17 protein-coding genes are annotated in these 25,574 nt (G+C 70.4%); 12 read left to right on the forward strand and 5 right to left on the reverse strand.

Annotation, left to right across the window (positions count from 1 at the left end; genetic code table 11):
• The first annotated feature begins 204 nt into the window (after positions 1 to 204).
• The 5 genes from H9Y04_RS02980 (at position 205) to H9Y04_RS03000 (ending at position 9,045) form a co-directional block, all read left to right on the forward strand.
• Complete coding sequence (locus tag H9Y04_RS02980; protein WP_236070570.1) at positions 205 to 2,247, forward strand: phosphocholine-specific phospholipase C; 2,043 nt, start codon at positions 205 to 207, stop codon at positions 2,245 to 2,247.
• A gap of 281 nt (positions 2,248 to 2,528) precedes the next feature.
• Positions 2,529 to 4,742 carry an MMPL family transporter gene (locus H9Y04_RS02985; protein ID WP_187812048.1) on the forward strand — a complete coding sequence of 738 codons (2,214 nt, stop codon included), beginning with the start codon at positions 2,529 to 2,531 and terminating at the stop codon, positions 4,740 to 4,742.
• A 35-nt stretch (positions 4,743 to 4,777) separates the two neighbouring features.
• Complete coding sequence (locus H9Y04_RS02990; RefSeq protein WP_187812049.1) at positions 4,778 to 5,395, forward strand: hypothetical protein; 618 nt, start codon at positions 4,778 to 4,780, stop codon at positions 5,393 to 5,395.
• Positions 5,396 to 5,655: 260 nt separating this feature from the next.
• The gene (locus tag H9Y04_RS02995; RefSeq protein WP_187812050.1) at positions 5,656 to 5,832 is read left to right on the forward strand and encodes a hypothetical protein; all 177 of its coding nucleotides are present in this window, start codon (positions 5,656 to 5,658) and stop codon (positions 5,830 to 5,832) included.
• A gap of 18 nt (positions 5,833 to 5,850) precedes the next feature.
• A complete protein-coding gene (locus H9Y04_RS03000) occupies positions 5,851 to 9,045 on the forward strand; it encodes a helix-turn-helix transcriptional regulator (RefSeq protein ID WP_438818066.1) in 3,195 nt (1,064 codons plus the stop codon).
• A gap of 116 nt (positions 9,046 to 9,161) precedes the next feature.
• Here H9Y04_RS03000 and H9Y04_RS03005 read toward each other — a convergent pair whose 3' ends face one another.
• Positions 9,162 to 9,431: a DUF1905 domain-containing protein gene (locus H9Y04_RS03005; RefSeq protein ID WP_187812051.1), complete on the reverse strand. Its 270-nt coding sequence runs from the start codon at positions 9,429 to 9,431 to the stop codon at positions 9,162 to 9,164.
• A gap of 190 nt (positions 9,432 to 9,621) precedes the next feature.
• On the opposite strand from H9Y04_RS03005, the gene H9Y04_RS03010 reads away from it, so the two are divergent.
• Positions 9,622 to 9,807, forward strand: coding sequence for a DUF6191 domain-containing protein (locus H9Y04_RS03010; RefSeq protein ID WP_187812140.1), 186 nt, complete (start codon positions 9,622 to 9,624; stop codon positions 9,805 to 9,807).
• 98 nt (positions 9,808 to 9,905) lie between these two features.
• Here H9Y04_RS03010 and H9Y04_RS03015 read toward each other — a convergent pair whose 3' ends face one another.
• Positions 9,906 to 11,105, reverse strand: a complete 1,200-nt coding sequence (locus H9Y04_RS03015) for a PQQ-dependent sugar dehydrogenase (RefSeq protein ID WP_187812052.1) — start codon at positions 11,103 to 11,105, stop codon at positions 9,906 to 9,908.
• Between the two features lie 146 nt (positions 11,106 to 11,251).
• Entirely contained in the window at positions 11,252 to 12,244 is a 993-nt protein-coding gene (locus H9Y04_RS03020) for an aldo/keto reductase (RefSeq protein ID WP_187812053.1), read from the reverse strand.
• 93 nt (positions 12,245 to 12,337) lie between these two features.
• Between H9Y04_RS03020 and H9Y04_RS03025 the strand changes: the two genes are divergently transcribed.
• From H9Y04_RS03025 to serA, 6 genes are all read left to right on the forward strand, one after another.
• Positions 12,338 to 13,294 (forward strand): 2-hydroxyacid dehydrogenase, encoded by a 957-nt coding sequence (locus H9Y04_RS03025; protein ID WP_187812054.1) that lies wholly within the window; start codon positions 12,338 to 12,340, stop codon positions 13,292 to 13,294.
• Positions 13,295 to 13,811: 517 nt separating this feature from the next.
• Positions 13,812 to 16,604: a putative bifunctional diguanylate cyclase/phosphodiesterase gene (locus H9Y04_RS03030; RefSeq protein WP_187812141.1), complete on the forward strand. Its 2,793-nt coding sequence runs from the start codon at positions 13,812 to 13,814 to the stop codon at positions 16,602 to 16,604.
• A gap of 220 nt (positions 16,605 to 16,824) precedes the next feature.
• Positions 16,825 to 18,702 (forward strand): acetolactate synthase large subunit, encoded by a 1,878-nt coding sequence (locus H9Y04_RS03035; RefSeq protein WP_187812055.1) that lies wholly within the window; start codon positions 16,825 to 16,827, stop codon positions 18,700 to 18,702.
• A 31-nt stretch (positions 18,703 to 18,733) separates the two neighbouring features.
• Positions 18,734 to 19,258, forward strand: coding sequence for an acetolactate synthase small subunit (gene ilvN, locus H9Y04_RS03040; protein ID WP_165335652.1), 525 nt, complete (start codon positions 18,734 to 18,736; stop codon positions 19,256 to 19,258).
• Positions 19,259 to 19,448: 190 nt separating this feature from the next.
• Positions 19,449 to 20,447 carry a ketol-acid reductoisomerase gene (gene ilvC / locus H9Y04_RS03045; protein WP_187812056.1) on the forward strand — a complete coding sequence of 333 codons (999 nt, stop codon included), beginning with the start codon at positions 19,449 to 19,451 and terminating at the stop codon, positions 20,445 to 20,447.
• 238 nt (positions 20,448 to 20,685) lie between these two features.
• Positions 20,686 to 22,290 carry a phosphoglycerate dehydrogenase gene (serA, locus tag H9Y04_RS03050; protein WP_187812057.1) on the forward strand — a complete coding sequence of 535 codons (1,605 nt, stop codon included), beginning with the start codon at positions 20,686 to 20,688 and terminating at the stop codon, positions 22,288 to 22,290.
• Between the two features lie 80 nt (positions 22,291 to 22,370).
• On the opposite strand, the gene H9Y04_RS03055 is transcribed toward serA, so the two are convergent.
• Positions 22,371 to 23,723 (reverse strand): M28 family peptidase, encoded by a 1,353-nt coding sequence (locus tag H9Y04_RS03055; protein WP_187812058.1) that lies wholly within the window; start codon positions 23,721 to 23,723, stop codon positions 22,371 to 22,373.
• A gap of 204 nt (positions 23,724 to 23,927) precedes the next feature.
• Positions 23,928 to 25,535, reverse strand: coding sequence for an MFS transporter (locus tag H9Y04_RS03060; RefSeq protein ID WP_308800851.1), 1,608 nt, complete (start codon positions 25,533 to 25,535; stop codon positions 23,928 to 23,930).
• Positions 25,536 to 25,574 lie beyond the last annotated feature (39 nt).

Here is a 25,574-nt window from a genome sequence, read left to right on the forward strand (position 1 = left end):
GCGTTCACTGTCAATACGTGCCCGTGACTTCTCCTCGCCACCGTCGCGGCCTAACGTCCCCGTTCGGTGCCCCTGTGGCCCCGGTGACGTACACCAGCCCCGATCAGGAGGTCAGCCACCTTGTCCTCGTCGACGTCCTCTGAGTCCGCGCCCTCTGCGTCCGCGCCGTCCGGGTCCGCGCCCTCGGACCTATCCCGCAGACGCCTGCTCGCCCTCGGCGGGGGCGCGTTGGGCGCGGCCGCCGCGGGTTCCCTGCTGCCGCCCTCGCTCGCCCGGGCCCTGGCGCACGAGCCGCCGTCCGGCGGTCTCAAGGCCGTCAAGCATGTGGTGATCCTGATGCAGGAGAACCGGTCCTTCGACCACTACTTCGGCTCCCTGCGCGGTGTCCGCGGCTTCGGGGACCGCAACGCCGTCCAACTGCCCACCGGCAAGAGCGTGTTCGAGCAGCCCTCGTTGCTGCGCACCGTGCTGCCCTTCCCCGTACGGGACGCGGCCGCGGCGCAGCAGAAGGATCTGCAGTACATCGGCGATCTGAACCACGACTGGACGGGCGGCGGCAAGGCCTGGCGCGACGGCTGGATGGACAACTGGATCAGCGCCAAGTCCGCCGCCACGATGGCGTACTACACGCGCGAGGACATCCCGCTGCACTACGAGCTCGCGGACACCTTCACGGTCTGCGACGCCTACCACTCGTCGATCCACACCTCGACCAGCCCCAACCGCAACCACCTGTGGAGCGGGAAGACCGGATACGAGGCGAACGGCAACCGGGCGGTGGGCAACGGTGCGTACGCCGAGGGCACGCACCCCGGTTACGGCTGGACCACGTACCCGGAGCGCCTGGAGCAGGCCGGCCGCAGCTGGAAGACGTACACGGAGTGGGAGAACTTCACCGACAACCAGATCGAGTTCTTCGCCACCTTCAAGGCGATCGCGCGCAAGGTCCTCGCGGGGACCGGGTTCACGTACATGGAGGCGTTCTACGCCAAGGTGCGGGACACGGCGGACGAGGCCGAGCGTGCCCGGCTGCTCAGCACGTTGGAAGAGGGTGTCAAGACCCTGACGGAGAGCGAGCGTTCGCTGTTCGAGCGCGCGCTGCGCAGGGTGCCCACCGGAAAGCTCGCCGAGACGTTCGCGCACGATGTGGCCGCCGGTGAGCTGCCCGAGGTGTCCTACCTCGTGCCCTCCGCGATCGACTCCGAGCACCCCGGCACCTCCTCGCCCATCCACAGCGCGACCCTCGTCTACAAGGTGCTCGACGCGCTGGCCTCCCACCCCGAGGTGTGGCGGCACACCGTCGTCTTCATCAACTACGACGAGAACGACGGCTTCTTCGACCACGTACCGCCGCCGGTGCCGCCCGCCGGCGACCCCGAGGAGTACTGGCAGGGCCTGCCGACCGGGCTCGGGATCCGGGTGCCGATGCTGGTGATCTCGCCGTGGTCGGTGGGCGGCTACGTCTCCTCCGAGGTCTTCGACCACACCTCGGTGATCCGTTTCCTGGAGAAGTGGACGGGGATCGAGGAGCCCAACATCGGGACCTGGCGGCGCCGCGTCACGGGCGATCTCACGGGCGCGTTCGACTTCAAGCGCGGCCGCCGCCAGCCGGAGGTCGAGCAGCCGGGTGCGATCCCGCCGTTCACCGGGCGCTGGCGGCCCGAGCCGCCGGCCGACCAGAAGATGCCCGAGCAGGAGCCGGGCCGCCGCCCGGCCCGCGCGCTGCCGTACCAGCCGGACGCGTACGGCTCCGTACGCGGCGGGGTCTTCCGGCTCCGGCTCACGAACAGCGGGCGCTCCAGCGTGCCGCTCGCCCTTTATCCGTACGCGGGGGAGTTCGCCGCGCCGCAGCACACCGACGTCGAGGACCGGGCGCTGTGGGAGGTGCCGCTGGCCGGGGACCGGTATGCGTTCACGGTCACCGGGCCCAACGGCTTCCGCCGTGAGTTCGCGGGGCGGGCGGCGGGTGGTGCGGGTGTGACCACGGAGGTGGACTCGCGCGGGCTGCGCCTCACGCTGCGCAACAGCGGGGACGCGCCGCTGACCTTCACCGTGCGCCCGCTCGCGTACGGCGAGCAGCGCCCGCGCGAGATCACCGTACGGCCGGGACGCAGCCGCACCTTCGAGCACCGGGCGGGCGACGCGCACGGCTGGTACGACCTGGAGATCACGGCTGCGGGCGACGAGGGCTTCCGGCGCCGTCTGATGGGACACGTGGAGAACGGGCGCGCGAGCGTCTCCGGCTGACCCCGGATTCCGCTCCTCGGTCCTGAGCCGACCCCGCTCTCCGCACCTTGGTCCCGGGCCGTCGTGGCCTGTTTCCCGTGGCGCCCGGGACCAGTCCCGCGGCGCCCGGGACCAACGGCGCGAGCCCCGAGGGGCTCCTGTGACGATGGCCACGAAACGGACAATGGATCTTTTTCGGGTGCAAGAGTGAGCGCATCAAGGGCCCGCTGGGCCCCGGCAGGGCACGAGTTCCGCATGGGCTGTTCCCGTACGCAGATCACCAAGCACCAGGGAGCAGCTCCGTGGCAGCACTCGCACGGTGGTGCATCACGCACCGACTGGCCGCCGTACTGCTCTGGCTCGCCACCCTGGTGGGCGTCGGCGCCGCGGCCGCCGTGGCGGGCACGGCCTACTCCAACGACTACGAGGTCCCCGGCACCGAGTCCGGCCGCGCCGCCGCCCTGCTCGAAGAGGGCTTCGCGCATCTCGGCGGCGACACCGACACCATCGTCTGGCACACGACCGGCTCCACCGTGAACGCGGCGGACGTCCAGCAGACGATGACCAAGACCCTCGACAAGGTCGCCGAACTTCCCGGCATCTCCTCGGTCGTCAGCCCGTACCACGCCGCGGGCGCCGGGCAGATCAGCAAGGACGCGCACACCGCGTACGCCGTCGTCACCTTCGACCACGCCGCGGCCGACGTCGACAAGGGCGAGGCGCAGGAGCTGGTCCGTACCGCCAAGGCGGCCGCCGCCGACGGACTCCAGGTCGAACTCGGCGGCTCCGCGATCGGCCTCACCGAGGCGAAGGGCGGGCACACCGCCGAGATCGTCGGCGTGGTCGTCGCGGCCGTGGTGCTCTTCCTCGCCTTCGGCTCGCTCGCCGCCTCCCTCCTTCCGATCGCGACCGCCCTGGTCAGCGTCGGCACCGCGTACGCGGGGATCGTGCTGCTCGGCCATGTGATGACGGTCGCCGACTTCGCGCCGATGCTGGGCATGCTGGTCGGGCTCGGCGTAGGCATCGATTACGCCCTGTTCATCGTGACCCGCCACCGCCGCGGCCTGAAGCGCGGACTGCCCGTGGACGAGGCCGCCCGCACGGCCGTCGCCACCACCGGGCGTGCGGTCGTCTTCGCCGGCGCGACCGTCTGCATAGCCCTGCTCGGCATGCTGATCCTGCGCCTCGACTTCCTCAACGGTGTCGCGATCGCGGCCTCCCTGACCGTGGTGCTCACGGTCGCGGCCTCGGTGACGCTGCTGCCCGCGCTCCTGTCGTACATCGGCACCCGCGCCCTGAGCCGGCGTGAGCGGGTCCGGCTCGCCGAGCACGGACCCGCGCCCGAACTGCCCACCGGATTCGCGGCCCGCTGGTCGGCCTTCGTCGAGAAGCGGCCCAAGCTGCTCGGCGCCCTCGCGCTCGTGCTCATGGCCGCGCTCGCGCTGCCCACGCTCTCGCTCCGCCTCGGCACCTCCGACCAGGGCAACAACCCCCAGTCCTCGACGACCCGGCAGGCGTACGACCTCCTTGCCGACGGGTTCGGTCCCGGCGTGAACGGCCCGCTGACGATCGTCGCCGACGTACACGGCGCCGAGGACAAACTGGCGCTCGACCACCTTGCCGAGACACTGCACGGCACCAAGAACGTGGCGGCCGTCTCGCCGGTGACGTACGACGAAACCGGCTCCATCGGGCTGCTGACGGTCTCCCCGGACTCCGCGCCGCAGTCCGCCGCCACCAGCGCGCTCGTCGACGAGCTGCGCACGAAAATCCTGCCGAAGGCGGAGCAGGGCACCTCGCTCGACGTGTACGTGGGCGGCATCACCGCCAGTTACGACGACTTCGCCGAGGTCATCGTCGACAAGCTGCCCCTGTTCGTGGGCGTGGTCATCGGCCTCGGGTGCGTCCTGCTGCTGCTCGCGTTCCGCTCGATCGGGATACCGCTCAAGGCCGCCGCCATGAACGTGGCCGCCGTGGCCTCGGCCTTCGGTGTCGTGGTCGCGATCTTCCAGTGGGGCTGGGGGAGCGAGCTGATGGGGCTCGGGCGCGCGGGCCCGATCGAGCCCTTCCTGCCGGTCATCATGGTCTCGGTGCTCTTCGGGCTCTCCATGGACTACCAGGTCTTCCTGGTCAGCCGGATGTACGAGGAGTGGCTGGAGACCGGCGACAACCGGCGTGCGGTCCGCGTGGGCCTCGCGGAGACCAGCCGGGTGATCAACTCGGCCGCGGTGATCATGATTTCGGTGTTCCTGGCGTTCGTGCTCAGCGGGGACCGGGTGATCGCGATGTTCGGCATCGCGCTGGCCGCGGCGGTCGCCCTGGACGCGTTCGTGCTGCGCACGCTGCTCGTGCCCGCGCTGATGCACCTGCTGGGCGGTGCGAACTGGTGGCTGCCGAAGTGGCTGGACCGGATCCTGCCGCGGATCAGCATCGAGCCGCCGGAGTGCCGCGGTGTGGTGGTGCCCGGACAGCGGGCGGCCGGCGTCTCCGAGGTGGAGCTGAGCGGGGAGCGTTAAGGAAGCTCTCAGACGCGGCACCTAGCGTGCGGTTCATGAGTACTGAGATCGAGAAGCGCGAGACGGACGCCGCGACGAAGGACCAGCAGGACGGGACGCAGGACCAGCGGGACGAGGCGGTCGTCGAGGCGGACGCGGAGGAGGGCGTCGAGGCGTCCGCCGAGGCGTCCGTGGCGGCTGACGGCACGGCGGAGGACGCTGCCGACGACGACGCCGAGCACCTCGACCACCCCGCCGAGCAGGAGACCCCGGCCGCCCCGGGCGTGGGCCAGGGCGCCGCGGCCGTCGTCTCCGCGGGGCTCGGCATCGTCGCGCTCACCGGCAGCTGGGTCGGCACCATCGCCTCCGCGCGCGCCTCCCTGGTCGGCCAGCTGGAGACCTCCAGCACCGCCAGTGTCGCCAAGCAGGTCGAGGCCGTGTACGGGAACGCCTGGCACGCCACCGCCCTGGTGGGCGGCGCCTTCGCGCTGCTCGCCCTGCTGGTCGGCGCGTTCGTGCTCGCCCGGCCCGCGTTCGGTGCGCCGGGCCGGGTCGTCCAGGCACCGTGGGTCAAGTCCGTCGCCTGGGCCGGTGTGGCGCTCGGCGTCATCGGGCTGCTCCTCGCCGTGGCCAAGTACCTGGACCTCTTCATGGGGCTGCCTTCCACCTCGTAACTCGCCTGAGGCCGCCGCATACTGCCCCCTAAGGCCCTCTGAGCCCCCTGAATCCCCACGGATCCAGGGGGCTCAGGCCCGTCTAAGGCGTCTGAGGCCGAGGCCTAAGGCATCCGGGACCTGGAGATGCGGCGTTCTCCCGATGTGGCGGACCCCCCTGGGACGAGAGAGTTGAGACATCGCAGAGAGCGAGAGGCCGGAAACGAAAACCGGCCGCCGAGAGGCCGGGAAACCGGCCACTGACTCCCAAGGGGAACACCATGTTCGAGTACGAGATGCAGCAGCTGCGCCAGGCCGACCTCCTCCGCGAGGCCGCTCAGGGTCGCAAGGCCTCCGAGGCCCGCAAGGCCCGCCGCTCGGGCCGTCATGCACACCAGGATGGCGAGGGGCGGGTGAGCCACGCGGCCCGCAGGTTCCGGTTCGCACGCGCCGCCTGAGCGGCGGGGAGTACGCGGATGAGCACGACAGCAGACACCGGCCCCGCGGCCGGCCCGGAGCACGGGCCCGACCGCGGGGCTTCTGCGTGGGAACGTGAGAACGCGGTATCACCGCAGGTGACAGGGGTCATGCCCATGGAGGGTCCCGCGCTGTCGGACCTGCGTGCGATGCTCGGCGCTGTGGAGACCAGGTCCGTCAGCCCCGTGTTCGTAGGCCGCGCAGGGGAATTGACCGTATTGAAGGAAGCGCTCGCCCGCGCCACCGCCGGCGAGCCACAGGCATTGCTGCTCGCCGGCGAGGCGGGCGTGGGCAAGACCAGGCTCCTGGAGGAGTTCTGTGCCGGCGCGGTGAAGGAACACGCCGTCGTGGCGCTGGGCGGATGCGTCGAAATCGGCGCGGAGGGACTCCCGTTCGCCCCGTTCTCCGCCGCTTTGCGCTCCCTGCTCCGCCAGCTCCCCGACGAGCTGGCCGCCGCCGCGGCCGGCCAGGAGGAACAACTCGCGCGGCTGCTCCCCGAGTTGTCGGCACCGGGCCGCGGCACTCCGCTCCGTGCCCAGGAGGGCGAGGAGGAGAGTATGGCGCGCCTCTTCGAGCTCACCGTGCGCCTCCTGGAACGGGTGGCCGCCGAGCGGCCCGTCGTGCTCGTCCTCGAAGACCTCCACTGGGCGGATGCCTCCACCCGCCATCTCCTCACCTATCTCTTCCGTACGCTGCGCAGCGGCCGCCTGGTCGTCATCGCCTCGTACCGCTCCGACGACATCCACCGCCGCCACCCGCTGCGCCCGCTGCTCGCCGAACTCGACCGGCTGCGCACCCTGCGGCGCATCGAGCTCTCCCGCTTCACCCGCGGCGAGGTGCGCCGGCAGCTCGCCGGGATTCTCGCGGCCACGCCCGAAGAGGCCCTGGTGGATCGGGTGTTCGAGCGCTCCGACGGCAATGCCTTCTTCGTCGAGGAGCTCGCCTGCTCCGGGGACGACTGCGACCACGTCATGCCGGAGACCCTGCGCGACCTGCTGCTCGTACGGGTGGAGGCGCTGCCCGAGCATGCGCAGCGCGTGGTCCGTGTGGTCGCCGAGGGCGGCTCCACGGTCGAGTACGAGCTGCTCGCCGCCGTCGCCGGACTCGGCGAGGACGCACTGATCGAGGCCCTGCGCGCGGCCGTCGGCGCCAACATCCTGCTCGCCGCACCCGACGGCGACGGCTACCGCTTCCGGCACTCGCTCGTACGCGAGGCCATCAGCGACGATCTGCTGCCCGGCGAGCGCTCCCGCCTCAACCGCCGCTATGCGGAGGCCCTCGAGGCCGACCCCACCCTGATCCGCGCCGACGAGCACGCCCCGCGCCTGGCCAGCTACTGGTACAGCGCGAAGGACGCGAACAAGGCGCTGCCCGCCACGCTCACGGCGGCGGTCGCGGCGCGCCGGCGCTATGCCTTCGCGGAGCAACTGCGGCTGCTCGAACGGGCCATGGAGCTCTGGGACCTGGCCGGCGACGAGGTCCGCTCGACGCTGCGGCCCGTGGACTTCACGGAGGCGTACCCGCCCTGCGGCTGCGACCCCGCGACCAAGCCCCTGCAGTACCTGGACCTGATGGCGGAAGCGGCGGTCGCCGGCCGCTTCTGCGGCGAACGCGAGCGCGCGCTGAAGATCACCAAGCGCGCCCTGCGGCTCCTGGACGAGGACTCCGATCCGCTGCGCCAGGCCTGGTTCTGGAACCAGAAGGGCTGGCTGATGTCCTCCCTGGGACGCGGCGACGGCCGGGCGGAGATCACCCGCGCCGAGGAGCTGCTTCGGGGGCACGAACCGTCGGCGGTGCACGCCGAGATCCTCACCCACCACGCGAGCTGGGGCGCGCTGCATTCCCCCGGCCCGGAGGCGTTGCTCGCGGCCGAACGGGCCGTGGAGTACGCCCGGATGGTCGGTGCCGAGGACATCGAGGCCAATGCCCAGCTCACCCTCGCCGGACTGCTCGTGGAGTCCGGCGACATCGAGAAGGGCATCGCCCGCATGCTGACCGTCCGCGACCGGATCGCCGGCGGCCACCTCACCAGGGATCTCGCCCGGGTGCATGTCAACCTGCCGCACGCGCTCGAGAGCGTCGGACGCTCGGCCGAGGCCATCGCGTACGCCCGCGAGGGCATCGCGTTCTGCCGGCGCTACGGTCTGTCCGACGGCGAGGGCTGGGTCTGGGCCAACCTCGCGGAATCACTGGTCAGTTACGGGCTGTGGGACGAGGCGGTGGACGCCGTCGCCCAGGTCGGCTGCACCACCACCGGCGCCAAGCCGAGGGTGGGGGCCAGCGAACGGCTGTCCCGGCTCGCGCTGTACCGCGGCGAGTGGGATGCCGCTGCCGCCCATCTCGCCGAGGCCCGCAGGCTGTACGGCAGCCATGCCCCGCAGCCGCAGTACGCCCTCCCGATCGCCCGCCTCTCGCTGGGGGTGGCGGCGGGGGAGGGCCGGATCGCGGATCTGCGCGCCGAGTTGGCGCAGATCCTGGAGCAGGGGCTCGCCCCCGGCACCCAGCGCTATGCCTGGCCGCTGCTCCTGGTGGGGGCGACGGCGGAGGCGGACGCCCGCGGTCTGCCCGCCGCCGAGCCCGGCCGGGCCAAGGCGATCGACATCATCCGCCGCGCCGCGAAGACCGTGGCCACGCCCGTGCCGGTGTGGCAGGGGTACGAGCGGTGGGTCCGTGCGGAGCTGCTGCGGGCCGAGGACCGGGCGACCCCCGAGGACTGGGCCGAGGTGGCCGAGCTTTTCGAGGCCTGTGAGCGCCCGTTCGGTCTGGCCCGCGTCCGCTACCGCCATGCGGAGTCGCTGCTGTCCGCCGGAGGCGACGAAGAGACCCGTGCCCGCGCCGCCGACCTGCTCCTTGCGGCCCGCAAGGTGGCGGAACCGCTGTCCGCGAAGCCCCTCCTCGAGGACATCTCGCTGCTCGCCCAGCGCGCCCGTCTCGCCCTGGAGGGCCATGCGACCGTCCCGGTCCCGGATCGGGCCGCGGACGATCCCTTGGAGACCTTCGGCCTCACCAGCCGTGAACGTGACGTGCTCGCTCTGGTGGCCCAGGGCCACACCAACCGTCAGATAGCCGAGTCCCTGTTCATCTCACCGAAGACGGCCAGCGTCCACGTCTCCAACATCCTGGCCAAGCTGGGCGTCGCCGGCCGCGGGGAGGCGGCGGCGCTCGCGCACCGGCTGCGGTTGTTCGCGGGCTGAGGCGGGGCGGAGGGCTGGGGCCGGGGTTGCCGGAGGGCTGGGGCCGGGGTTGCCGGAAGGCTGAGGCCGTCGTCTGCGGGCTGAGGCCGGGGCGCAGGCCCCGGCCCGCCGCGGTCTCAGGTCTCCAGCCGCTCCTCCAGACGCACGGTCACGGAGTCCCCTTCCTCCTTCCCGATCGCCTTGCGCACGTCCGCCTTCACCGGCAGCTTGTGCGTGCCGTCGCCCATCGCCATGAACGAGCTGCGGAACGGATGACCGTCGATCGTGCCACGCACTTTGACCAGGCCGCGCGTGCCGAAGAACGTGGCCGACTCGGGCCATACGACATAGGTCCAGCCGCCCTTGGCCGGGCTCTTCTGCAGGGTCGCCTCGAACTGCTTGTCCATCGTGGAAACCGCCTTTCCGGGGATCCCGGAATCCAGAAACCTTCACTTCGGATTCGGGCATTTCGCCAAGAATGAGACTTCACCAGGTAGGACGGCTTGAGGCGGCGAAACTCATCGCCGACCGTGCTCCCGGGAATTTCGGCGGTCCGGAGTTCGTTGGGTGGACACAGGCGAGCCCGAGGAGGGCCAGATGTTCAACCTGATCGAGGAGCTCTTCAACCCCGGACGCAAGCACACCGACGAGGAGCGCAGGCGCCTCGAGCTCACCAAGGTCGACCTCAATGACGGCGACCCCGGCCGGGGCCCGATAGACCTCACCTCGGGCAAGGTCGTCATCCGCGTCCCGGCCCAGACGGAAGACCAGGACTCCGCGTAACGGCGACGAGGCCCGCACCCAGCACGACCAGCCCCGCCGCAAAGCCCTCGGCGGCGGCCAGGGGCACGAGGACGGACACCCCCCTCAACCAGCCCCTCTCACTCCACCTCCACCACCAACACCCGGTCGTCCCCACCCTCAGCAGACCCCCGCCCATCCGTCTCGCTGGTCACGACGTACAGACGGTTTCCGCCTGCGGGGAGCACCGTGCGCAGGCGGCCGTACTCGCCCTCGAGGAAGGCCTGCGGTTCGGCCAGGGACTTGGCGCCGTCCAGCGGGATGCGCCACAGGCGTTCCCCGCGCAGGCCCGCCATCCAGATCGAGCCCTCGGCCCACGCGATGCCGCTGGGGGAGGCGTCGCTCGTCGACCACTGCTCGACGGGATCGACGAACTCCGAGCCCTCGTCGCCCTTGCCCTCGACGTCGGGCCAGCCGTAGTTCTTGCCGGGGCCGATCTGATTCAGCTCGTCCCAGGTGTCCTGGCCGAACTCGGCCGCCCACAGGCGCTGTTCCTTGTCGAAGGCGAGGCCCTGCACATTGCGGTGGCCCCAGGAGTACACCACCGAGTCCGCCGCCGGATTGCCCGGCGCCGGCTCGCCTTCGGGCGTCATCCGCAGAATCTTGCCGCCGAGCGAGGACTTGTCCTGGGAGAGCCCGGTGTCGCCGGTCTCGCCCGTGCCCGCGTACAGCATCTTGTCCGGGCCGAAGGCGATCCGCCCGCCATTGTGGTTCGTCCCCTTGGGGATGCCCCTGAGCACCGTGTCCGGAGCGCCCAGCCGGCTGCCGGCCGGCTTCTTCTCGTCGTACTGGAACCGCGCGATGCGGTTGTCCGACGCGGTCGTGAAGTACGCGTACACATAGTGGTCCGAGGCGTACGAGGGGGAGAGAGCCAGCCCCATCAGTCCGCCCTCGCCTTCGGGCGCCACCCCCGGCACCGGTCCGACCTCGGTCTTCTTGCCGCTCTCCGCGTCGATCCGGGTGATCGTGGCCTCGTCGCGCGAGGAGACGAGCAGGTCTCCGTCGGGCAGCGCGGCAAGGCCCCAGGGCGACTTGAGATCCTTGGCGAGGGTCTTGACCACCTTCGCCGAGCCCTTGGCCGGCGGCAGATCCGGGTCGGCGGGACGCGAGGACTCACCGGCCTTCCCCGGACTCGACGCGGAGTTGCTCTCCTTGGCGGGCGGATCGTCGCCGTCTCCCGAACAGGCGGACAGCAGCAGCACTGCGGCGGCCAACACGGCGGGTACTGCGGTTCGTTGCACAGCGGAGGTCCCTTCGGCGATCGAGTTCCTACCGTTCATACACCGATCACGCCGCCCGGGTTCCCACAACCGGCGACCGATCCCGAACCCGAACAGCCGCCTCACAAGGGCCCGCCCGATCCCTTACTTCCGGCGCCTCAATCCCAGGAACGTCCGGGGCCTCACTCCCAGGAACGCCCGGAGCCTCACTCCCAGGACCCCACCCCGGACGGCAGCTCCGCGATCTCCCGCAGGTCGCCCCCGGTCAGCCGCACCCCCGCGGCCCCGGCGTTCTCCGCCGCCCAGGCCGCCCGCTTCGTCCCCGGCACCGGTACGACATCGCGCCCACGGCTGAGCACCCACGCCAGCGCCACCTGCGCCGGCGTGGCCTCGTGCCGCTCGGCGATCCGCCGCAGACCGGCGACGATCGGCTGGTTCGCGGCCATCATCTCGGCGGTGAACCGGGGATGCCTGGCCCGTACGTCGTCCGATTCGAAACCGGAACCCGGAGTCAGCGTCCCGGTGAGGAACCCGTTCCCGAGCGGCATCGCCGCCAGGAACCCCACACCCCTCGCCGCACACCACGGAAGCAGCGCGTCCAGCGCCTCGGGCGACCACACCGACAGCTCGGCCTCGACCGCGCTCACCGGGAACACCTGCTGTACGCGCTCCAGTTGACGGATCGTCGCGTCGTGCAGCCGCGCCCCGGGCCGCCGTCCGGCCCGCGCCCCCACCGCGCACAGCCCGAGCGAGCGCACCTTGCCCGCGGTCACCAGCTCCGCCATCGCCCCCCAGGTCTCCTCGACGGGGACCTCGGGGTCGGCGCGATGCAGCTGGTAGAGGTCGATCACATCGGTCCCCAGGCGGCGCAGCGAGGCATCGCAGGCCCGCTTCACATAGGAGGGGCGGCCGTTGGCGACGATGTGCTGCTCGCCGACGAGCAGCCCGACCTTCGTCGACACGAAGGCGTCCGCCCGACGCTCCTTCAACACCCGCCCGAGCAGCAGCTCGTTGGTGAACGGTCCGTACATGTCCGCCGTGTCGAGCAGTGACACCCCCGCGTCGAGCGCGGTGTGCACGGCCCGCAACGACTCGTCGCCGTACTGCTGTGAAGCGGTGTACGCCCAGCTCATCGGCATACAGCCGAGTCCGATCGCGCCGACTTCGAGTGCCGCCGCGCCGACCGTCCTGCGCTCCACCTGGCTGTGCCTCCCCTTCGACCGACGGCCCCCAAACTAACCCCCCGCCTCCCGCCCGCCTCCCGCGGCCCCGAGCCGATTAGCCTCCTGACCATGACCGCAGACGTATGGCTCCCGTTTCCCGCCGACGAGATCGCAGGCCTGCCGCAGGGCCTGAACTACCACTTCTGGGACGGCGACCCGGACTTCCCGGCCGATCCCGCCGACTGCGCTTTCTATGTCGTCCCCTATATGAAGGGCCCCGAGATCGCCGTACGGCCGATGCCCGCGATGGCATCCGTCCAGGTCGTGCATACCCTCTCCGCGGGCGTCGACCATGTGCAGGGCGGGCTCGGCGCACTGCGTCCCGGCGTACGCCTGTGCAACGCCAGGGGGGTCCACGAGGCCTCCACCGCGGAGCTGACGCTCGCACTCGTCCTCGCCTCGCTGCGGGGTATCCCCGGCTTCGTCCAGGGGCAGCAGCAGGAGGAGTGGCGGTCCGGGTTCTATCCGGCGCTCGCCGACAAGTCCGTCCTGATCGTCGGCTACGGCTCGATCGGCGCCGCCATCGAGGACCGGCTCGCGCCCTTCGAGTGCGCGCGGGTGGCGCGCGTCGCGCGCTCCGCACGCACCACGGAGCGCGGCCCCGTGCATCCGCTCGGCGAGCTGCCCCGCCTGCTTCCCGAGGCCGACGTGGTGATCCTCTCCACGCCCCTGACGGAAGCCACCAGGCACCTGGCCGGTGCGGACTTTCTCGCGCGCATGAAGGACGGCGCACTCCTGGTGAACGTCGCCCGCGGCGCCGTGGTCGACACCAAGGCGCTGCTCGCGGAGCTGGAGACGGGCCGCATCAGGGCCGCGGTCGACGTCACCGACCCCGAGCCGCTGCCCGCGGGGCACCCGCTGTGGCATGCCCCGAACCTGCTGATCAGCCCTCATGTCGGCGGCTCCACCTCGGCGTTCGAGCCGCGCGCGAAGCGGCTGCTCGCCGGTCAGCTCACCAAGTTCGCCGCAGGGGAGCCCCTGGACAACGTCGTGCTCACCACGGAGACCGCCGAGTCCACCGCGTAGCAGGCGCAACCGGCACCCCGCGCGCCCCAAGTCCCCCGAACACCCCATACAGCCACCGAAGTTCGGACACACTGCACCCGAGTCGTACGGAGCGCCCCCACCTCGGTACGCTCTGCAACATTTTCCGTGCACCGGGTGCCGGTTGCGCCGCTGGTCGTCACGGAGCGTAGAGGAACTATGTCCCTGAGTGACGAGACTGGTGTATCGTCCCGACTGGGGCTGCGCCGTGGACCGTTCGGCGCCGGGAAACCACCGGGAGAGGACAGTGAATCCGCCCGGGAGAGCACAGCGTGTGCCGGAGACGCCGGGGACACACGGAAGGCACCGAACTGCGAGGGGGGCGACGGGCGATGCACGGCCTATGGACGATCATTCCTACGCGGCAGGACCGCCGACGACGGCCCTCGCATGCGCCGACGGGCCGCAGACGGGCGAGCCGGACGCCGGATGCGAGCACCCGGCCGCCGCGGCCGACGAGGCCGGTCCGGGCGGCCCGGTGAGCTCCCCGGGGGTGCTGATGAACCGTCGTGTCGCACCATGGGGCGGCAGGGCGGGCCTGATGTCCCAGTTGGTGCTCGCGCTGCTCTGCGCGGGTTATGCGATCGGCTCCGCCCTCGGCTGGGGCTCGCCCCAACTCGCTCTGATCATGGGCGACTTCGGCCTGAGCGCCGCCGCCGCCACGGCCGCCGTCTCCTGCTTCCTCTACGGACGCAGCCAGGAGAGCCGTTTTCGACCCGCCTGGCTCCTTTTCGCCCTCTCGTCCGCGATGGCCGCGCTCGGCAACGCCGTATGGGGCTGGTACGAGGTGGTGCTCGGCATCGAGGTGCCGAGCCCCAGCATCGCCGATGTGTTCTTCCTGTGCTTCGCGCCGCCCGCGATCGTCGGCCTGCTCGTCCTCGCCAAGAGGCCCGTCACGCGCGCCGGCTGGGTCTGCCTCGCCCTCGACTCCTGGCTGATCGGCGGCTCGCTGCTCACGCTGTCGTGGAGCCTGGCCCTCGCGCACAACTCCCAGGTGGACGGCCGCACCGTCCCGCACGCGGCGCTCGACCTCGCGTATCCGCTGCTCGACATCGTGCTCGTGAGCATGGTGCTCGCGCTGCACTTCCGGCGCTCCTCCGCCAACCGCTCGGCCATCAACACCGCGATCGCCGCTCTCGCACTGACCGTGATGTGCGACGCGCTGTTCACCTCGCCGCTGCTCAAGGAGACCTACCGCTCGGGCGAGCTGCTCGACGCCGGCTGGTTCGCGGGCTCCCTGCTCCTCGCGTACGCACCCTGGGTGTCGACCCGTCCCGGGCAGGCCCCGGAGTATCCGCGTGTGGTGCGGCGCAGCAGCCAGCAGCGCGGCATCGGCGGCTCGATCTCCGCGCTCACGCCCTATCTGGCCGCCGCCGTCTGCACGTTGGGGATCCTCTACAACACCCTCGACGGCCGCAGCGTCGACCGCGTCGTGCTCTTCACGGCCTGCACGGTGGTGCTCGCCCTGGTCGTGCGCCAGGCCATCATGCTCCTCGACAACATGACGCTCACCCAGGAACTGGCCCAGAAGGAGAACCACTTCCGCTCCCTGGTCCAGGGCTCCAGCGATGTGATCATGATCGCCGCGCCCAGCGGCATACTGCACTACGTCAGCCCGGCGGCCTCCGGTGTCTGGGGGCGCAGTGCGGAGGAGCTCAAGGGCACCGAGCTCGCCGATCTCATCCACCCCGAGGACCTCGGCCGGGTGGCGCACGAGATCCGCCGCTTCCTCACGGCGAGCCCGCTCGAGGAGCCCACCACGCGGATCGAGTGCCGCTTCAAGTCCGGCACGGGCGACTGGCTCAATGTGGAGTCCACGGTCAACCGCCACCAGGGCGGCGGCCTGCTCTTCAACAGCCGCGACGTGACCGAACGGGTCCGTCTGCAGGCCCAGTTGCAGCACAATGCCGAGCACGACCCCCTCACCGACCTGCCCAACCGCGCCCTGTTCACCAAGCGCGTGGGCCAGGCCCTGCACGGCCGGCGGGCCACCGACCGCGGCACCGCCGTGCTCTTCATCGACCTCGACGGCTTCAAGGCGGTCAATGACCGGCTCGGCCATCAGGCGGGCGACGACCTCCTCGTCCAAGCCGCCCGCCGCCTCGATGAATCCGTACGGCAAGGGGACACCGCCGCCCGCCTCGGCGGCGACGAGTTCGCGGCCCTGATCGTGGGCGACGGCAGCCGGGACGGCGCCGCCCGCGAGCGCCATATCCAGGAGCTCGCCGACCGCCTCAGGCTCACGCTCTCGCAGCCGTACGAGGTGGACGGCAGCAATGTCCGTGTGGCCGCCTCGATCGGTGTGGCCTTCGCCGAACCGGGCATCACGGCAGGCGATCTGCTGCGCAACGCGGACCTGGCGATGTACCGCGCGAAGGCCGCGGGCAAGGGCCGCGTGGTGCTGTTCGCACCCCAGATGAAGGCCGAGGTCGTCCGCAAGGCCGAGCTCGCCACCAGGCTGCGATCGGCCCTGCACGAGGGCGAGTTCGCGCTCCTGCACCAGCCGGTCGTACGCCTGGACACCGGACGTATCACCGCGGTCGCAGCCCAGGCGCGCTGGCGCAGTGCGCAGGGGATCCTGTTCACGCCGGCGGAGTTCCTGCGGGTCTCCGAGGACAACGACCGCACCGCCGAGCTCGGCCGCTGGCTGCTCGAGGAAGCCGTGGAGCAGGCCGCCGAGCGCGGCGCCACCGGCCATGCGGTGCCCGTGTCCGTACGGATCAGCGCGGCGCGGCTGCTCGACCGGTCCATGCCGCTCGGCACGGTGGAAGCGCTCCTGACCAGGCATGGACTGCCCTCGGGCGCGCTGGTCATCGAGCTCGCCGACCACGATCCGCGGATCCCGCTCGACGAGCTTGAGCGCCGCCTGACCGCCCTGCACCGCCTCGGCGTCCGCATCTCCCTGGACGGCTTCGGCAACGGCTATGCGGCCATCACCGCACTGCGCCGCCTCCCCGTCGACGTACTGAAACTCGACCGCTCCCTGGTCGAGGGAGTGGTCGAGTCGGCCAGACTGCACAAGATCACCAGCGGCCTCCTGAAGATCGCGGGTGATCTCGGCCTGCAGTCCGTGGCCGAGGGCGTCGATCTGCCCGAGCAGGTGGTCGCGCTGCGCGCCATGGGCTGTACTCATGGACAGGGCATGGCCTTCTCCGGACCGCTCGACGAGTACCGGCTGCGGCGCGCGCTGGCCGCCGGGCACTACCCGTTGCCGCACGGTCCGATCGAGCCGGTGTTCGCAGGAGGGACAGTTGTCCGCTCACATAATGAGACGGCCGTCCCACCCACTTGACAGTGCCCAGGCGCTGGAGAGAGGGTCAGTGCCATGCGCACCCGAATTCTCGTACTTGGAAAGCGCGTCGGCTGAAGCTGAGCCCCAGAAACGCTCAGCGAACGCACCGACGCGCTCCCCTCGCTTGCCTCCGGGCACGAGGGGTTTTTTGTTGCACAGGCACCGCCAGTAAGTTCGACATACCTCGCATAACCACCCTCAGCATCGAGAAGAGACGCCGATGACCGAGCAGGCCACCGGGGCCCATCCGCAGCCGCGGCCCCGATCCTCTGGACAGCAGCCGACCGCCACCGTCGAGCACCTCACGGGCGCGCAGTCCCTCATCCGTTCGCTCGAGGAAGTCGGGGCCGAGACGGTATTCGGTATCCCCGGCGGTGCGATCATGCCCGCCTACGACCCGCTGATGGACTCCACGAAGGTCCGGCACATCCTGGTCCGCCACGAGCAGGGCGCAGGCCACGCCGCAACGGGTTACGCGCAGGCCACCGGCAAGGTCGGCGTCTGCATGGCGACATCGGGCCCGGGCGCCACCAACCTGGTGACCCCGATCGCCGACGCGCACATGGACTCGGTCCCGCTGGTCGCCATCACCGGCCAGGTCTCCTCCAAGGCGATCGGCACCGACGCCTTCCAGGAAGCCGACATCGTGGGCATCACCATGCCGATCACGAAGCACAACTTCCTGGTCACCAAGGCCGAGGACATCCCGCACACCATCGCCGAGGCCTTCCACATCGCCTCGACCGGACGTCCGGGCCCCGTCCTCGTCGACATCGCCAAGGACGCGCTCCAGGCGAAGACCACCTTCAGCTGGCCGCCGCAGACCGACCTGCCCGGCTACCGCCCGGTGACCAAGCCGCACGCCAAGCAGATCCGCGAGGCCGCGAAGCTGATCACCCAGGCCAAGCGCCCGATCCTCTACGTCGGCGGCGGTGTCCTCAAGGCCCACGCCACGGCCGAGCTGAAGGTCCTCGCCGAACTCACCCAGGCGCCCGTCACCACCACCCTGATGGCACTGGGCGCATTCCCCGACAGCCACCCGCTGCACGTGGGAATGCCGGGCATGCACGGTGCGGTCACCGCCGTCACCGCGCTGCAGAAGGCCGACCTGATCGTCGCCCTCGGCGCCCGCTTCGACGACCGCGTCACCGGCAAGCTGGACTCCTTCGCCCCGTACGCGAAGGTCGTGCACGCCGACATCGACCCCGCCGAGATCGGCAAGAACCGCACGGCCGACGTGCCGATCGTGGGCGACGCCCGCGAGGTCATCGCCGATCTGATCCAGGCCATCCAGGCCGAGGCCGCCGAGGGCAACTCCGGTGACTACAGCGCCTGGTGGGAGGACCTCAACCGCTGGCGCGAGACCTACCCGCTCAGCTACGACCAGCCCGAGGACGGCTCGCTCGCCCCGCAGCAGGTCATCGAGCGGATCGGCAAGCTCGCCCCGAAGGACACGATCTTCGCCGCGGGCGTCGGCCAGCACCAGATGTGGGCCGCGCACTTCATCGACTACGAGCAGCCCGCGACCTGGCTCAACTCCGGCGGCGCCGGAACCATGGGCTACGCGGTCCCGGCCGCGATGGGCGCCAAGGCCGGCCAGCCGACCCGTACGGTCTGGGCGATCGACGGCGACGGCTGCTTCCAGATGACCAACCAGGAGCTGGTCACCTGCGCGCTGAACAACATCCCGATCAAGGTCGCCATCATCAACAACGGCGCCCTCGGCATGGTCCGCCAGTGGCAGAACCTCTTCTACGACGGCCGCTACTCCAACACCGTGCTGCACGCCGAGAAGACGGGCCACAGCCCGGGCTCCCAGATCGGCGCCAGCGAGGGCGAGCGCAAGGGCACCCGCGTCCCCGACTTCGTGAAGCTGTCCGAGGCCATGGGCTGTGTGGCCCTGCGCTGTGAGGACCCGGCCGAGCTCGACGCCGTCATCCAGAAGGCGAACGAGATCAACGACCGTCCCGTCGTCATCGACTTCATCGTCCACGAGGACGCCCAGGTGTGGCCGATGGTCGCCGCCGGCACCTCCAACGACGAGGTCATGGCGGCCCGCGACGTCCGGCCGGACTTCGGCGACGGCGCGGACGACTGAGAACGCAGAGAGGGATAAAGGAACTTCACCCATGTCCAAGCACACGCTCTCCGTTCTCGTGGAGAACACCCCCGGCATCCTCGCCCGGATCGCCGCGCTGTTCTCGCGCCGCGGCTTCAACATCGACTCGCTCGCGGTGGGTGTCACCGAGCACCCCGACATCTCCCGTATCACCATCGTGGTGAACGTCGAGGACCTGCCGCTCGAGCAGGTCACCAAGCAGCTCAACAAGCTCGTCAACGTGCTGAAGATCGTCGAGCTGGAGCCCGGCGCGGCCGTCGCCCGTGAACTCGTTCTGGTGAAGGTGCGCGCCGACAACGAGACCCGCTCGCAGATCGTCGAGATCGTGCAGCTGTTCCGCGCCAAGACCGTGGACGTCTCGCCCGAGGCCGTCACGATCGAGGCCACCGGGTCCAGCGACAAGCTGGAGGCCATGCTCAAGATGCTGGAGCCGTTCGGCATCAAGGAGCTCGTCCAGTCCGGCACGATCGCCATCGGCCGCGGCTCGCGCTCCATCACGGACCGCTCGCTGCGGGCCCTGGACCGCTCGGCCTGAGTCATTCCGTACGGGCGGATCCGGTCAGCCCGTAGAAGAACTCGATCGGAAGCGGGCCCTAGGTCATCGACCACCGGGACCTAAGGCCCGCATTCCGAGACTGCAAATCCCAAAAACCCACGCCCCGCGTACTGTGAGTGCGAACCGGGGCGCCCCGCGAAGACCCGCATTCTGCAAGGAGAGATCCCAAGTGGCCGAGCTGTTCTACGACGCCGATGCCGACCTGTCCATCATCCAGGGCCGCAAGGTCGCGGTCATCGGATACGGCAGCCAGGGCCACGCCCACGCGCTGTCGCTGCGCGACTCGGGCGTCGACGTCCGCGTCGGTCTGCACGAGGGCTCCAAGTCCAAGGCGAAGGCCGAGGAAGAGGGCCTGCGCGTGGTGACGCCCGCGGAGGCCGCCGCCGAGGCCGACGTCATCATGATCCTCGTCCCGGACCCGATCCAGGCCAAGGTCTACGAGGAGTCCATCAAGGACAACCTCAAGGACGGCGACGCCCTGTTCTTCGGCCACGGCCTGAACATCCGCTTCGACTTCATCAAGCCCCCGGCGAACGTCGACGTCTGCATGGTCGCCCCGAAGGGCCCGGGCCACCTCGTGCGCCGTCAGTTCGAGGAGGGCCGCGGCGTTCCGTGTATCGCGGCCGTCGAGCAGGACGCCTCCGGCAACGCCTTCGCGCTCGCCCTCTCCTACGCCAAGGGCATCGGCGGCACCCGCGCCGGCGTCATCAAGACCACCTTCACCGAGGAGACCGAGACCGACCTGTTCGGTGAGCAGGCCGTCCTCTGCGGTGGCGCCTCCGCGCTGGTCAAGGCGGGCTTCGAGACGCTGGTCGAGGCCGGCTACCAGCCCGAGATCGCGTACTTCGAGTGCCTGCACGAGCTGAAGCTCATCGTCGACCTCATGTACGAGGGCGGCCTGGAGAAGATGCGCTGGTCGATCTCCGAGACCGCCGAGTGGGGCGACTACGTCACCGGCCCGCGGATCATCACGGACCAGACCAAGGCCGAGATGAAGAAGGTCCTGGGCGAGATCCAGGACGGCACCTTCGCCAACAACTGGATGAAGGAGTACGAGGCCGGCCTGCCGAAGTACAACGAGTACAAGAAGCAGGACGAGAACCACCTCCTGGAGACCACCGGCAAGGAGCTGCGCAAGCTCATGAGCTGGGTCGACACCGAGGCGTAAGACCTGTTGCGGACGGGGCCGGACCTTAAGGGTCCGGCCCCTTCGTACAAGAACTGGACACGCTGTCCAGCCACGTCCGAGTGATCCTTACGCTCTGGCGGATTTGGGGACCTAAGTCCCCACTACACTGCTCAACTACATACGCGTCAGGCCCACAGCGTCGTGCGTCTTCTACGCGGCTCATCCACCGCCTGCGGCCACGGGACGGCCGCCTGCACTGGAACATGCGAGGACACACGTGAGCACTGCTGCCACCGGCAAACCTGTCGTACTCATCGCTGAAGAGCTGTCGCCCGCGACCGTCGACGCGCTCGGTCCGGACTTCGAGATCCGCCACTGCAACGGCGCCGACCGGGCCGAGCTGCTGCCCGCCATCGCCGAGGTCGACGCCATCCTCATCCGCTCGGCCACCAAGGTCGACGCCGAGGCCATCGCCGCCGCCAAGAAGCTGAAGGTCGTCGCCCGCGCCGGTGTCGGTCTGGACAACGTCGACGTCTCGTCCGCCACCAAGGCCGGCGTCATGGTCGTCAACGCACCGACCTCCAACATCGTGACCGCCGCCGAGCTCGCCTGCGGTCTGCTCGTCGCCACCGCGCGCAACATCCCGCAGGCCAACACCGCGCTCAAGAACGGTGAGTGGAAGCGCTCGAAGTACACCGGCGTCGAGCTCAGCGAGAAGACCCTCGGCGTCGTCGGCCTCGGCCGGATCGGTGTCCTGGTCGCCCAGCGCATGTCGGCCTTCGGCATGAAGATCGTGGCGTACGACCCCTACGTACAGCCCGCGCGCGCCGCGCAGATGGGCGTGAAGCTCCTGACCCTCGACGAGCTGCTCGAGGTCGCCGACTTCATCACCGTGCACCTGCCCAAGACCCCCGAGACCCTGGGTCTCATCGGCGACGAGGCGCTGCACAAGGTCAAGCCGAGCGTGCGGATCGTCAATGCCGCGCGCGGCGGGATCGTCGACGAGACCGCGCTGTACTCCGCGCTCAAGGAGGGCCGCGTCGCCGGCGCCGGCCTCGACGTGTACGCGAAGGAGCCCTGCACGGACTCCCCGCTCTTCGAGCTCGACCAGGTCGTCTGCACCCCGCACCTCGGCGCCTCCACGGACGAGGCCCAGGAGAAGGCCGGTATCGCCGTCGCCAAGTCGGTGCGCCTCGCGCTCGCCGGCGAGCTGGTGCCGGACGCGGTGAACGTCCAGGGCGGGGTCATCGCCGAGGACGTACGCCCGGGTCTGCCGCTCGCCGAGAAGCTGGGCCGGATCTTCACCGCCCTCGCCGGCGAGGTGGCCGTCCGCCTCGACGTCGAGGTCTGCGGCGAGATCACCCAGCACGACGTCAAGGTGCTCGAACTCTCCGCGCTCAAGGGCGTGTTCGAGGACGTCGTCGACGAGACCGTGTCGTACGTGAACGCCCCGCTGTTCGCGCAGGAGCGCGGTGTCGAGGTGCGCCTGACCACTTCGTCCGAGTCGCCGGACCATCGCAATGTGGTCACCGTCCGCGGCACGCTCTCGGGCGGCGACGAGGTGTCCGTGTCCGGCACGCTGGCCGGCCCCAAGCACCACCAGAAGATCGTCGGCATCGGCGAGCACGAGATCGAGCTGGCCCTCGCGGACCACATGGTCGTGCTGCGTTACGCCGACCGCCCGGGTGTCGTCGGCACCGTCGGCCGTGTGCTCGGCGAGGCCGGGCTCAACATCGCGGGCATGCAGGTCTCGCGCGCCGAGGAGGGCGGCGAGGCGCTCGCCGTCCTGACCGTGGACGACACGGTGCCGGCCGGTGTGCTCTCGGAGCTGGCCGAGGAGATCGGGGCGGTTTCGGCCCGGTCGGTCAACCTGGCCGAGTAGTTCTTACGCCGGCTTCCCGGTCCGTACGCCGAAGGGGCCCGGCTCACCGTCACGGTGGGCCGGGCCCCTTCGCGTACAGGTCAGAAGGTCAGCTTCCAGCCGTTGATCCGGCCGGTGTCCTGCGCGGCCACGTCCTGCACCCGCAACTTCCAGTCGCCGTTGGCGACTTCGGCACTGGCGTTCACGGTGTACGTGGCGATCACGTTGTCCGCCGAGTCGTTGGACGAGGAGCTCTTCAGGCGGTACGCCGTGCCGTCCGGTGCCACCAGGTCGACGACCAGGTCACCGCGCCAGGTGTGCGTGATGTCCACGCCGGCCTTGAGGGTGGCGGGCGCGTTCCCCGTACGGCCGCTGACGGTGATGGTGGAGGTGACGGCGGCCCCGTTGTCGGGGATCGAGACGTCGGTGGTGTTCTCGTAGACGTCGCCCGGCGGGACCGCCGGTTCGGTGCCCAGCGTCCAGATGGCGTGCGCCGCCGCGTCGCTGTTGCGGTCAAGGGCGGTGTCGTTGATGTTCGCCGTACCGTCGCAGGACGAGTGGTAGCAGCGGTCGAAGGCCTGGCCGGCCGTACCGCCCCACTTCTGGGCCTGGGCGCTGGTCTTGGTGTTGCTCGCACCGGTGAACAGGCCGCCGACGGGGATGCCGGCGCTCTTGAACGGGGCGTGGTCGGAGCGTCCGTCGCCCTCGGTCTCGATCTCGGTCGGTACGCCGATTCCGGTGAAGTAGTCCTTGAAGGTCTTCTCGATGGCCGGGTCGTCGTCGTAGACGAAGTAGCCCGGATTCGGCGAGCCGATCATGTCGAAGTTCAGATAGCCGGAGACCTTTGCACGCTCGGTGGCCGGCAGGTTGTTGACGTAGTGCTTGGAGCCGAGCAGCCCCAGCTCCTCGGCGCCCCACCAGGCGAACCGCAGATGCTTCGTCGGCTGCAGCTGCGCGCGCGAGACGGCGAGCGCGGTCTCCAGGACGGCCGCCGAACCGGACCCGTTGTCGTTGATGCCGGCTCCGGAGCTGACGCTGTCGAGGTGGGAGCCGGCCATCAGGACGGAGTTCGGGTCGCCGCCGGGCCAGTCGGCTATGAGGTTGTAGCCGGTGGCTCCGCTCGCCGTGAACTGCTGCACGGAGGTGGTGAATCCGGCCGCGTCCAGCTTGGCCTTCACGTACTCGAGCGATGCCTTGTATCCCGTGCGGCCGTGGGCGCGGTTGCCGCCGTTGGCGGCGGCTATGGAGGAGAACTGCGACAGGTGCGCCTTGACGTTGGCGAGCGGGATGTCGGGTGCGGCCAGCGCGCTCGGCGCGAGGGCGGCGGGTGCCGGGGCGGCGGGTGCGGCGAGCGCCGGGGGAGCGGCGGAGGCGATCAGACCGCCCAGGGCGAGGAGGGTGCAGGCCGCCAGGCGTCTGGCGCCAGGGGTGCGGTCGCGAGCGGAGAGCTTCATGTGGGGGCTCCGATTCGGATTCCGTGATTCCGTGCAGGACAGGGACGGAAACGTACGAGACGCCCTGCGGCCACTGTGGCCGCAGGGCGTTGGAGCTGTGCGAGATGCGTGACGGCATCGTGGTGCCGGGTGTGACGGGCCGTCAAGAGCGAGAATCGGACGGCCTGTTCCGCATTCCGTGCACGTGGCTGCTTTCCGTCGGCGTCAGACCCGTACCTCGTCCGCGGCCGGCAGCGCGCAGTCGCTCGCCGCGGCGGGCTCGGGCACGCGCACGCGGCGCAGCGCGACCGAAGCCGCGGCCGCCGCCCCCACGAGCAGCACCATCGCCGCGATCGCCGCCGCGTGCATCCCGCTGGTGAAGGCCTCGCGGGCCGAGGTCAGGAGCGCCGATCCGGCCTGCTCCGGCAGGTGCTGTGCCACGGCCAGCGCACCGCCCAGCGTCTCCTGGGCCTCCGCCGGGGCGGAGGACGGGATCTCCGACCGGTAGACCGCGGTGCCGATCGAGCCGAGCAGCGCCATGCCCATCGCGCCGCCGAACTCCGTGCCCGTCTCCATCAGCGAGGAGGCGCTGCCGGCTTTCTCCACCGGGGCGGCGCCGAGGGCCAGATCCGTGAGTTGCGAGCCGACGATCACGGCGCCGGCCGCCAGCACGCCCGCCGCCGTCAGGACCGTCCACAGCGAGTCCGTACCGGCGAGGAGCAGCACCCCGAAGCCCGCCGTGGAGACCAGGAAACCGGACGCCACCACATGCGCCCGGTGCACTCCGCGCTGCACCAGCATCGTCGCCACCGGGGCCGCGAAGCCGATCAGGACCGAGGGGAGGAGTGCCCAAAGGGCGGCTTCGAGCGCGGACTTGCCGAGAACCGACTGCAGATACTGCGTGGTGAAGAAGGCGGAGCCCATCATCGCGAGCGTTGAGACCATGTTGAGCGTGACGGCCGAGCCGAAGCCGCTGCGGCCGCGGAACAGGTCCGGCGCGATCATCGGCGAGGCGCTGGTCCGCTGCCGCCGGACGAACAGGGCGGCGAAGACCAGGCCGACCGCCACCCACACCACGTACGGGAGCTCGACGCCCTCGGCCGCGATCTCCTTCAGGCCGTAGACGACCGGCAGCACCGCGGCCATGGAGAGCGGAACGCTGATCCAGTCGAAGCGGCCCGGGTTCGGGTCCTTGAACTCGGGGATCAGGACCGGTGCGAGGACGAGCAGGAGCACCATCGCGGGCAGGTTGACCAGGAAGACCGAGCCCCACCAGAAGTGCTCGACCAGGATGCCGCTCATCACGGAGCCGAGCGCGATACCCGAGACCATCACGCCCGACCAGATGCCGATCGCCTTCGCGCGCTCGGCGGAGTTCCGGAACATGTTCCTGACCAGGGCCATCGTGGAGGGCATCAGAGTCGCGCCGCCGATGCCGAGCAGGGCGCGGGCCGCGATCAGCGCCTCCGCCGTGTGGGCGTAGGCGGCGAGCAGGGAGGCCGCCCCGAAGGCCGTGGCGCCGATGAGCAGCAGCTTGCGCCGGCCGATCCGGTCGCCGAGCGAGCCCATCGTGATCAGCAGGCCCGCGAGCACGAAGGCGTAGATGTCGAACATCCACAGCTGCTGGGTGCCGGAGGGCTCCAGGTCCGCGGTGATCTGGGGGATCGCGAAGTAGAGGACCGAGACGTCCATCGAGACCAGCATCAGCGGCAGCATCAGCACGCCAAGTGCGGTCCATTCCTTACGAGTTGCCCGCTCGGAACCGTTCTCGGATGCGGGGCCGTGCGCCGGGGTGGTGCTCGGGGAGTTCGTCATGACAGCGACTGTACGGATGTCATAAACGCTTGTCTAGTACGAGTGTGTAAAACGGTC

Origin of the sequence: Streptomyces polyasparticus (assembly GCF_014493765.1) — a bacterium.
GTDB classification, from domain to species: Bacteria; Actinomycetota; Actinomycetes; order Streptomycetales; family Streptomycetaceae; genus Streptomyces; species Streptomyces polyasparticus.